The organism is Roseibium sp. MMSF_3247 (assembly GCF_030733765.1).
Classification (GTDB): Bacteria; Pseudomonadota; Alphaproteobacteria; order Rhizobiales; family Stappiaceae; genus Roseibium.
This window is the reverse complement of record NZ_JASHII010000007.1, coordinates 248,353-259,296: the sequence shown is the minus strand read 5'-3', so window position 1 is coordinate 259,296 and position 10,944 is coordinate 248,353. Positions and strand designations below refer to the sequence as shown.

Sequence of the window (10,944 nt, the reverse complement as noted above, 5' to 3'; positions counted from 1 at the left end):
GCCCCTAAAGACCCAAGCACCGCAAGACCAACGCCGCCTACGCTTCCCTTCCTTCAAATATCAAATTGTCAATGAACCATTCACCTGAGCGAATGCGGCTTAAATTGCCGACACCGGAAGACGCAGAGCCGAGGCCTTGTTGAGGCGTTTGGTTCAAATCTTTCGGTAGAACCGACGGTGAAGTGCGCCGCGTCAGCAGCGCCGCCGTCGATGGAGGCGGTTATACGCATCGCCCCAGTTGGAGTCAACACAGTTTGTCAAAAAAGATTCACAAAAAACAGAAATGCTGGAATTGTTATTTTTTACAGTATCTTATGAAAGATAACGGGCCCTTCTAGCTCGCTTCATATGTATGTATCGAAGCCTGCTCTCACACTCGGCCAAAGCCCGGCTCCTGAGGCATTTATATATATTGTCGGACCAGTTCGATTGTATTAGCCTAATTTGGGGGCTCCGGTTTCTAGTCACAACTGCCGGTCTTCTAGTAACATATTTATGCCGGATTTCAGACATAGGCCCTTATTTCTTGGGCAAGCAGGCTAATCTCTGAAGATGAATGTTTGACGTTTTTGCCGAAAACCGGCATTTAGCGTCTTCAGCTGTTAACCTGCAGGACGCATACCGCTTTATATTTGCAGAACCGCTTCATTGAGCGAATGAAAGGACCGGACCGGTTACACATGCATCTTGGGCCCTTCCATAACCATCAACGATCGCAAATCGACCTCGGGAATGAACCTCCCCTGCGTTCCTATGAGGCAGGGCAGGGATTGCCGGACCGTCGGCAAGTCTCTTTCAGGTGGTTGACCGGAACTGTTCTAACAGGCGTGACGTCTTTGGTCTTGATGGGCGGCGCGCTTACGGCCGCATTGGACGGACAGTACAGTGTTGCAGCCACACCATCGATTGAACTCGGCGCCAACGGTTATCTCGAGACTGGCGGGCGTGGGTCGAAGGGCGACCGGGTGCTTCGAACCGCAACCGAGTATTCCAACAAACAGGTGCTTGACGTAAATGTAGTAACCCGAGTTGGGGAGCGCGAAAATATCCGGGTGCAACCTCATATTTTCGTAAGTGCCAGCCTTGCTACCCGGTCCGATCCGGATCTCGCCCAACTCATCCCCGATTTCAATCCGATGGCGATGTTTGCAGACAATCAGGATTTGAACGACGAAGGCGGGGCGCCTGGAGCTGAAACTTTACTCTTGGCCGACTCCAGCTATGGGGCAAAACTTGAAAGTGAAGTCAGCATCAGTCTGACCGCGTTCCCATCACAAAGCGGCTTGATTGCCTTGGATGCGACTCCCACTGAAACCGAGATTGAACTCTCCGTGCGCGAAATCGCACGCACAATGTCGATCGACACGGTTGAGATGGCCGCAAAGACTCTGGTTGATCCGGGCCGTTTTGACTTCAACCTTGCGCTTCAGCCCGATCTCGAACGGTTTGCCGTGCGCATCACACCGGAAAACGTCTCCTTCGTCTCCAAACGGGAGGAAGAAATCCGGTTTGCCGGCATGGATGAAAAAATCATCCCATTGAGTTCGGGCCAAAACCTCGCTGATCTGTTGCTGGAACACGAGGCCACTGATACGGAAGCCGCGATCATCAATAATGCATTCCGAGATGTTTTCGGCTTTACGGAAATCGAGGATGGTCAACGGCTGCGGATCGCGTATGCACCGGATCCGGAAAATCTGGAGCGGATGCGTCCGGAACGGATCAGTCTGTATACCGATACTGAACATCAGGCGACTGTGGCCCGCTCCGACAGCGGATCCTACATCGAAGCCAAAGAACCCGACACGTTTTTGGCGAATGCGTTTGAAGAGGCCGACCGTATTTCCTACGGTGGTCCGACGCCCGCAATTTACGACAGCCTCTACCAGACAGCCCTCGAACAGGACATGCCGGAAGCAATCATCGACGATCTCATCCGGATGTTCTCCTTTGATGTCGATTTCAATGCCCGCGTCCAGCCTGGTGACGCACTTGAACTGTTCTTTACCGAAAGCGAAGCTGGCGGCCCGCCGAAAATCCTTTATGCGTCTTTGAAAACCGGAAACACAAGCCGCGAGTTTTACCGCTACCGGACGCCGGATGACAATGTCATCGACTTTTATGACGACTCTGGCCAGAGCGCGAAGAAGTTCCTGATCCGGAAACCGTTGAACGGCGGCAAATTCAGGTCTGGCTTTGGCATGCGCCGCCACCCAATTCACAGATACACGAAGATGCACCGTGGTGTTGATTGGGCAGCGCCACGTGGCACGCCGATTTTTGCGGCTGGCAATGGGACAATCAAAAAAGCCGGTTGGAGCTCCGGGTATGGGCGGCGTATCGAGCTGCAGCATACGAACGGCTATGTAACCACCTACAGTCACTTGACCGGGTTCGCCAAAGGGATCCGAGAGGGGGCCAGGGTCAACCAAGGCACCGTTATCGGATATGTCGGCTCCACAGGCCTGTCGACCGGTCCGCATCTGCACTACGAAGTACTTGTCAACGGCCGCTTTATGGACCCAATGCGGATCAAATTGCCTAAGGGGAGGACCTTGGACGGCGAACTGCGCACAGCCTTTGAGGCGGAGCGCTACCGGATCGACACCTTGCTCGACAGAGCCCGCAAGCCTTCCCGGATCGCATCATTGAATTAAGACGGCCTGCGCAAAGAGCAGAGATCTGAGAAATTGAAAAGCCCGCGAAGCAACTGCTCCGCGGGCTTTATCTTATCTCAAGCTACGCTTCGGTTATGCGGCCTGACTGTCAGCGCCTGCCACCTGAAACAGCAGGCGGTCCGTGCCGGCGGATACATTTACTGTTTGCCCATCCAGGACATCGCCGGCGAGCAGTTTCTCCGCCAACGGATCCTGGACATCCTTTTGGATCACCCGCTTCAGCGGGCGCGCACCGTAAGCAGGATCGTACCCTTTTTGAGCCAACCAGCCGAGGGCCCCATCGTCCAGATTGAGCGTAATCTTCCTGTCAGTCAAAAGACCGCGCAAGCGCTCAAGCTGAATTTTGACGATCGCCGACATCTGAGACCGCTGCAGCCGATGGAAGAGAACAATCTCATCAAGCCGGTTCAGGAATTCCGGGCGGAAATGCCCGCGGACCACAGACATCACCTCAGTGCGAACCGCGTCGCTGTCTTCGCCTTCAGGCTGGTTGACCAGGAACTCTGATCCAAGGTTCGAGGTCATGATGATCAGCGTATTCCTGAAGTCCACAGTCCGGCCCTGACCATCCGTCAAGCGGCCATCATCGAGAACCTGCAGCAGCACGTTAAAGACATCGGAGTGCGCTTTTTCGATTTCATCAAAAAGCACGACCTGATACGGGCGCCGACGAACCGCTTCGGTGAGGGCACCACCTTCCTCGTATCCGACGTAGCCGGGAGGGGCGCCGATCAACCGGGCAACAGAGTGTTTCTCCATATATTCCGACATATCGATGCGCACCATTGCACTGTCATCGTCGAACAGAAAGCTGGCCAAAGCCTTGGTGAGTTCGGTTTTACCAACCCCCGTAGGTCCAAGGAACATGAACGACCCGATCGGCCGGTTCGGATCCTGAAGCCCGGCGCGTGCCCGCCGCACGGCGGTCGACACCGCATGGATCGCTTCGCTCTGACCAATCACTCGGCCTGCAAGAACGTCTTCCATCCGGAGCAGCTTTTCGCGCTCGCCTTCCAGCATTTTATCGACCGGGATGCCCGTCCATTTGGATACGACCTGGGCGATATGCGACGGCGTGACCGCTTCATCGACCATTGCGTCACTGTCCTCGGACGCTTCTGCATCAGCCAGTTTGCGTTCAAGATCCGGAACAACCCCGTAAGCCAGCTCCCCAGCCTTCGCCAAATCGCCTTGACGCTGTGCGATCTCCAGATCAATCCTGGCTTGCTCCAACTGCTCCTTGATCTTTTGCTCAAGGTTCAGTTTTTCCTTTTCGCCAAGCCAGCGGCTGGTCAACGTTTGAGATTGCTCTTCCAGATCCGTCAGTTCTCTTTCGAGTTTCCCTAGACGGTCTTGGGCCGCTTCATCGCTTTCTGTTTTGAGGGCTTCCCGTTCGATCTTGAGCTGGATAATCCGACGGTCCAATTCGTCGAGTTCTTCCGGTTTGGAATCCACCTGCATGCGCAAGCGGCTTGCCGCCTCATCGACGAGATCAATTGCCTTGTCCGGCAAAAACCGATCCGTGATATAACGGTTTGACAGAAATGCCGCCGAAACGATTGCCGAGTCGGTGATGCGTACACCGTGGTGCAATTCATACTTCTCTTTGATCCCGCGCAGGATCGAAACCGTGTCCTCTACTGTCGGTTCAGTTACGAAAACCGGCTGGAAACGGCGGGCAAGCGCTGCATCCTTTTCAACGTGTTTGCGGTACTCATCGAGCGTCGTTGCCCCGACACAGTGCAGCTCACCGCGTGCGAGCGCAGGTTTCAGGAGGTTCGATGCATCCATAGCACCATCCGCCTTGCCGGCACCCACAAGCGTGTGCATTTCGTCGATGAAGAGAACAATCCCACCCGCTGCGGCCTCAACCTCAGACAAGACGGACTTCAAACGCTCCTCAAACTCGCCGCGGTACTTCGCACCGGCGATCAGGGCGCCCATGTCGAGTGCCAGCAACTGTTTGTCCTTCAAGGACTCAGGAACATCGCCGTTGACGATCCGAAGCGCCAAACCTTCCGCAATCGCGGTTTTGCCGACGCCCGGTTCACCGATCAAAACGGGGTTGTTTTTCGTCCGCCGTGACAAGACCTGAATTGTGCGGCGGATTTCCTCGTCGCGGCCAATCACCGGATCAAGTTTTCCGTCCCGCGCCACCTCGGTCAGGTCCCGGGCATATTTTTTCAAAGCTTCATACTGGTTTTCTGCCGTCGCACTGTCAGCCGTGCGGCCTTGGCGTAACTGATTGACAGCTTCATTCAAGGCATTCGGCGTGATGCCGTGACGCTTGAACAACTTGCCAGCTTCGCTGTCTGCATCCATGACCAGAGCTAGCAACAGACGCTCAACAGTCACGAAACTGTCGCCGGCCTTGTCAGCTATCTTTTCTGCCTGATCAAACAGCCGCGCGGTTGCCTGGTGCATGTAAAGTTGACCAGAGCCACCGGAGACTTTCGGCATTTTATCGAGAATGCCTTCAAGATCGCCCCTGAGCGCTTTTGCATCGCCGCCAGCCCGGCTGATCAAACCGCTCGCCATACCTTCCGGATCATCCAGAAGGACCTTCAGAACATGTTCCGGAGTAAACTGCTGGTGGCCACGGCCCAATGCAAATGTCTGGGCAGATTGAACGAATCCGCGGGCCCGTTCGGTATATTTTTCAAAGTTCATGTGCAATCCCCTTCCCGTCCGCACCACCCGAAGCGTGGGGAACGTTTTTGAGTTTCAGACCCCTTGGCGGGCATCTGCGCAGCCTCGTAAAGCACTGCCTACCCAATATAGTGTTGCATTTTCACCACAAAAGGCCCCTGCACCAAATTACCGCCCGATTGCCGGCCAAAATAAAAACGGCGCCCATATGGACGCCGTTTCTTATCATTCAGAGCTTGTTTGACGCTGGCGTCATTCACCGGCCGCAGCCGTTTCGGAAGGAGTATCTTCCGTTGCTTTGGCACGGCGTGTCCGGGTTGTCCGGCGCCGCGGTTTTGGTTGCTCTTCGCCTTCATCCGCAGCTTCAGGAGCGCCGGCACCAGCTTGCGCTTCATTTTCGGACCCAGCCTCTGATGCAGCTTTGCGCGGGGTACGGGTCCGTGGCGTCCGGGTCCGGCGGCGCGGCTTCTCTTCAGCTTCGCCGACTTCATCAGACGCCTGAGCTGCCCCGTTCACCTGACCTTCTTGGTCAATCACCGGCATGTTGTCGATAAACGGCTGCGGAGCATCTCCATCAACAACGGTGTTGTCTGCGGATGGCTTGGACGGCTGGTCACTGCCTTGGGATCCGCCAGAGCCGTTTACGGCTGCCTGATCCTGGTTGTCGTCCGCCTCATGACGCGCAGTGTGCTGCGTGTTCTGCTGCGGCGGCTGTGCAGCCGCTACAATACGGAGATAGTGCTCAGCATGCTGATTGTAATTCTCGGACATCACCCGGTCGCCCGATGCCTGTGCATCGCGGGCAAGCTGCTGATACTTCTCCGCAATATGCATCGCTGTGCCGCGGATTTTCACATCAGGACCGTTGGACTCATAAGTCCGGGTTAGCGGATTAGGTCCCTTGCGGCCCCGTCCGCGCATACGCTTATTGCTTTGATTTCCTGGTCTCATCCTGCCGTTTTCTCTTAAGGAACGGCGGTCAGCCCATGGCCGACCAAACATCGGAATATCTTTAAACCGATACGAAATACGCGCCGAAACCAACCCGTGATGGCCTGCAGCTGTCAATGAAAAGTCAGACGCTAGAAGCCCGGCTGAAAGCCAGTGCCCATGTCTTTTTCTCCGACAGTCCAAAAACCGGTTAGCCCGATTGACAACTACATTCACTGCGCAAGTCAGCACATTTTGTGAAGTTGCCGGATGCGTATGCCCCGCTTAAACGCTTATCACATCTCCGGTCTCGGCAAGCCGAACGTACCCCGTTCCGCTACGATTTCCAAGTGCTTTTTCGCAGCAAGATTAAATCATGATCATTAAACCCGGCGAGCTGTTGCAACCCGGTCACGCCCACCAAGATCCTGAATGATATCAATTGCCTCAAAGCCATGATGACGCAGCTGGTTTTTCAACTCTTCGCCCTGATCATAGCCTATTTCCAAAGCTATTCGCCCACCCGGCACCAAAATGGAAGCCGCCTGCGAAACGATCTGCCGATAGGCTTGCAGGCCGTCTGCGCCGCCATCCAAGGCAAGAATCGGATCGTGCTGCAGCACATCCTTGGAAAGTTCACTCAAAACCGGCGTGCGGATGTAGGGGGGATTGCTTATCACCCAGTCAAATCCGTGCTGCAACGCGGCTGCATAGTCACCACGAATGGGAAGAAAGCGGTCACCAACCCCATGATTATCGGCATTGCTCGCTGCACAGCCCAGCGCAGCTTCTGTGATGTCGACCGCAACCATGATCGCTTTCGACAACTCGGCAAGTAAGGTCACAGCGATGGCCCCTGTTCCCGTCCCAATGTCACACATTGTCAGCGGCCGGACCGGATCACAGTCCTTCAGGACAGTTTCAATCAGGGTTTCCGTGTCCGGACGCGGCTCAAGGGTCGCATGATTTAGCCGGAAGGTCCGGCCGTAGAACTCACGTTCTCCAAGTATCCGGCCAACCGGTTTTCCGTTCAGCCGCTGCGTTGCGTACTCCAACGCGATACCAGCTGCTGCATCCGGGACCTCCTCGCTTTCGCTGAGCAACAACTCTGAGACAGATATCCGCAAAGCGGCGCTGACCAAGAGTTTCGCATCCAGTTCCGGTGTTTCCAGTTTGCCGCTACGGAACTGATCGCGGATCTGGCGATAAAGCGCCCCGGTTTTCATGAGCTGCCTTCTTGAATCAGGCTTCTTCCGACGCCAAAAGGTTTGCCTGGTAATCCAGGATCAAGGCTTCGATCACCTCATCAAGGCTTTCTCCGGCGATGATCTGATCAAGCTTATAGAGCGTCAATCCAATCCGGTGATCGGTGACCCGGCCTTGCGGGAAATTGTAGGTGCGGATGCGCTCTGAACGGTCCCCGGACCCAACTTGCAAACGGCGCGCCTCGGTGCGCTCGCTCGCAGCCCGCTCCCGCTCCTCATCATAGATCCGGGCGCGCAGTAGCTGCATCGCCCGCGCCTTGTTTTTGTGCTGCGAACGTTCGTCCTGAACCGCGACAACGATCCCGGTCGGGATGTGCGTTATGCGGACCGCAGAATCCGTCGTGTTGACGTGCTGGCCGCCCGCACCGGACGCCCGGAAGGTATCGATCCTTAAATCGCTATCCTGAACATCGATATCAACGTTTTCCGCTTGAGGAAGAACCGCAACAGTAGCAGCGGAGGTGTGAATCCGCCCGCCGGATTCGGTTGCAGGCACCCGTTGAACGCGGTGAACCCCAGATTCGAATTTCAGCCGGGCAAAAACATTTTCCCCGGAAACGGAAGCAATGACTTCCTTGAAGCCCCCAACCTCACCTTCACTGGCGGAGAGAATTTCAACTTTCCATCCGCGCAATTCGGCGTAGCGCTGATACATCCGGAACAAATCACCGGCAAAAAGCGCGGCCTCATCCCCTCCGGTACCAGCACGGACTTCCAAAATCGCATCGTTGGTGTCGGCTTCATCCTTGGGTAGCAAACCGATGCGGACATCCTGCGTCAAAAGCTCAAGGTTCTCGGAGAGTTCGTCCCGTTCAAGTTCCGCAAGTTCCCGCATCTCAGGATCGGTAGCCGGATCTTCGATCAGATCTTCAGCACCCTTCAGGTCTTCCTCTGCCTTGACCAAGGCCCGGATCTTTAGGACCAAAGGCTCAAGCCCCGCATATTCACGGGACAGTTTCACATAAGATGCCGGGTCTGGATTGGCGGACATCATGTGTTCAAGTTCGGCAAAGCGGTCGAGCAGGTTATCGAGTTTGTGACGCGCCAGCATACGCGCTGTGTCTCCTGAATTCCCAAAATGGGGTGGCTAGGTTCGGCAAGCTGCTAAAGCGCAACATCCATTTCTTCGGCAAAGCGGGTCAAAAATGCCCGTATATCGCTATCGCGATGCCCAGGCTCCATTCTTGACAGCAGCCGCGCGCTCAATCTGCCGGCATCCAAAGTCCGAAGCATGGCTTTGACAGGCCCCAGGGATGCGGGCGACATCGACAAGTTTCGATATCCGAGCCCGATCAGTGCCATGGCCGCTAACGGATTACCAGCCATTTCGCCGCACAGTGTCACCGGTACATGCGCTTTATCTGCCGCATCCACAATTTGTTTCAAGGCCCTCAGGAATGGAGGGCTTAAGGGATCAAAACGATCTGCAACGCGAGTGTTGCCGCGGTCTACCGCGCAAAAGAACTGGAACAGATCGTTGGAGCCGACGGAAATAAAGTCCACATGGCCCAGCAGTTCTTCAAGCTGGAACAGAAGGGATGGCACTTCTACCATCACTCCAAGACGGATGGTTTCCGGCACCGGGTGCCCGTGACGGCGCAGGTGTTTCAGTTCTTTCTCGACCAATCCGCGGGCCTGAAGGAATTCATCGACTTCCACAACCATTGGAAACATCAGTTTCAAATCGCGCCCAGCCGCCGCGTGCAGCAGGGCCCGGATCTGCGTGCGTAGCAGGCCGGGCCGGTCGAGCCCGAGCCGCAGGGCACGCCAGCCCATCGCCGGGTTTTCCTCCAAAATAGACCGGAGATACGGGAGAACCTTGTCGCCGCCAATATCCAGCGATCGGAACGTGACCGGCTTGCCGCCGGATGCATCCAGAATTTGAGTATATTGGGCTTGCTGATCCCGCATCCTGGGAAACGACGAGGCCACCATGAATTGGAGTTCTGTCCGAAACAGCCCAATTCCGGCTGCACCGGCCTCTTCCAGATGCGGCAGATCCACCAGGAGGCCCGCATTCATTTGAAGGGCGACTTCAACGCCGTCTTTGGTGACCGACGGTTTGTTGCGCAACCGCCGGTATTGAGCCTGTCGCCGGGCGCGGAAGCGGACTTTTTCTGCATACGCATTTTCAAGATCCGCAGCCGGGCGCAGATGAACCTCGCCCGTGTCCCCGTCAACGATAATTGCATCGCCGCCATCGGCGAGGCTGACAATATCGTCGACCAAACCGACAGCTGGAATGCCGAGCGCTCTTGCGACAATTGTCACGTGGCTGGTTGGACCACCTTCTTCAAGAACGAGTCCCCTGATCCGGTCGCGGCCATAATCCAATAGCTCGGCAGCGCCCATGTTCCGGCCGATGATGATGGCATCCTGCGGCAGCTCGTCGATCCCGGGGCCGTGCTCGCGGCCCATCAATTCGCGGATCAACCGATGCGCAAGATCGTCAAGATCATGCAGGCGCTCGCGCAGGTACGGGTCTGTCTGCCGCAACATCCGGGCACGCGTGTCGCTCTGCACCTTTTCAACGGCGGCTTCCGCCGTCAGACCGTTTTTGATCGCTTCTTCAATCTTCCGGATCCAGCCGCGGTCGTAGGCAAACATGCGATAGGCTTCCAGCACTTCGCGATGCTCGCCGGTCGCAGCGATTTCACCGCTGGCCAAAAGGTCGTCAATCGATAGCCTCAGACGATTGATTGCACCGTCAAGCCGTTGCTTTTCCTTGTCTGCATCTTCTGAGATGAGATTGGTGACAACAACTCTCGGCTCATGAAGAACCACGTGCCCCAACCCAACACCTTCGGCCAAACCAACGCCTGACGAGGCGATCGGCCGGGACATATCCAACCCGGTTGCCTTCTGTGAAATCGCCTCAAGCTCTCCGGCCGCAACCATCTCCGCGATGACCATGGCTGTGGTCTGAAGGGCTTCGACCTCGTCTTCGAGATAGGTGCGGTGAGACTGGTTCTGGACAACGAGAACCCCAAGCGTCCGCCCTGCCCGCAAGATCGGCACGCCGAGGAAGGAGTTATAAGCCTCTTCCCCGGTTTCCGGCAAATAGGCGAAGCCGGGATGCGCACTTGCATTTGGGAGATTAAGGGGACGGGCCTCTGCCGCAATCAGACCAACCAGGCCTTCCCCAACGCGCAATGAAGCATTGTGAACAGCTTCGCGCTTCAAGCCCTCAGTGGCGTAAAGTTCAAGAACCCCATCGGCACGCAGAATATAAACGGAACACACTTCGGCGACGACGTTCGACGCGATCAGAACAACGATCTTGTCGAGACGCTCCTGCGCCTTGATGGGCTCCGCCATGACTTCCCGGAGCCGGCGGAGCAATAGGCGCGGTCCTGCTAGGTTGCTGCGCATTCCGCCCCCGAGTAATCCCGCTAAGCAAAAACCCGGTCTCGACTACGCCG

General features: G+C 56.1%; 6 protein-coding genes. 1 reads left to right on the top strand and 5 read right to left on the bottom strand.

Going from position 1 to position 10,944, the window contains the following annotated elements; translation table 11 throughout:
* Positions 1-680 precede the first annotated feature (680 nt).
* On the top strand, positions 681-2,657 hold the full coding sequence (locus tag RBB44_RS21725) for a M23 family metallopeptidase (protein ID WP_306149591.1): 1,977 nt from the start codon (positions 681-683) through the stop codon (positions 2,655-2,657).
* A gap of 93 nt (positions 2,658-2,750) precedes the next feature.
* Here RBB44_RS21725 and clpB read toward each other — a convergent pair whose 3' ends face one another.
* From clpB to ptsP, 5 genes are all read right to left on the bottom strand, one after another.
* The gene (gene clpB / locus RBB44_RS21720; RefSeq protein ID WP_306149592.1) at positions 2,751-5,348 is read right to left on the bottom strand and encodes an ATP-dependent chaperone ClpB; all 2,598 of its coding nucleotides are present in this window, start codon (positions 5,346-5,348) and stop codon (positions 2,751-2,753) included.
* Between the two features lie 231 nt (positions 5,349-5,579).
* Positions 5,580-6,278 (bottom strand): DUF4167 domain-containing protein, encoded by a 699-nt coding sequence (locus tag RBB44_RS21715; protein WP_306149593.1) that lies wholly within the window; start codon positions 6,276-6,278, stop codon positions 5,580-5,582.
* 362 nt (positions 6,279-6,640) lie between these two features.
* Entirely contained in the window at positions 6,641-7,483 is an 843-nt protein-coding gene (gene prmC, locus RBB44_RS21710) for a peptide chain release factor N(5)-glutamine methyltransferase (protein ID WP_306149594.1), read from the bottom strand.
* Positions 7,484-7,499: 16 nt separating this feature from the next.
* Positions 7,500-8,573, bottom strand: a complete 1,074-nt coding sequence (gene prfA / locus RBB44_RS21705; RefSeq protein ID WP_306149595.1) for a peptide chain release factor 1 — start codon at positions 8,571-8,573, stop codon at positions 7,500-7,502.
* Positions 8,574-8,626: 53 nt separating this feature from the next.
* Positions 8,627-10,894, bottom strand: coding sequence for a phosphoenolpyruvate--protein phosphotransferase (gene ptsP, locus RBB44_RS21700; protein ID WP_133952134.1), 2,268 nt, complete (start codon positions 10,892-10,894; stop codon positions 8,627-8,629).
* Between the last annotated feature and the right edge of the window lie 50 nt (positions 10,895-10,944).

What these genes read in the sequence shown, in the direction of transcription:
- RBB44_RS21725 (WP_306149591.1), top strand. Translation starts at nt 681, where the DNA reads ATGCATCTTGGGCCCTTCCATAACCATCAACGATCGCAAATCGACCTC.
- clpB (WP_306149592.1), bottom strand. Translation starts at nt 5,348, where the DNA reads ATGAACTTTGAAAAATATACCGAACGGGCCCGCGGATTCGTTCAATCT.
- RBB44_RS21715 (WP_306149593.1), bottom strand. Translation starts at nt 6,278, where the DNA reads ATGAGACCAGGAAATCAAAGCAATAAGCGTATGCGCGGACGGGGCCGC.
- prmC (WP_306149594.1), bottom strand. Translation starts at nt 7,483, where the DNA reads ATGAAAACCGGGGCGCTTTATCGCCAGATCCGCGATCAGTTCCGTAGC.
- prfA (WP_306149595.1), bottom strand. Translation starts at nt 8,573, where the DNA reads ATGCTGGCGCGTCACAAACTCGATAACCTGCTCGACCGCTTTGCCGAA.
- ptsP (WP_133952134.1), bottom strand. Translation starts at nt 10,894, where the DNA reads ATGCGCAGCAACCTAGCAGGACCGCGCCTATTGCTCCGCCGGCTCCGG.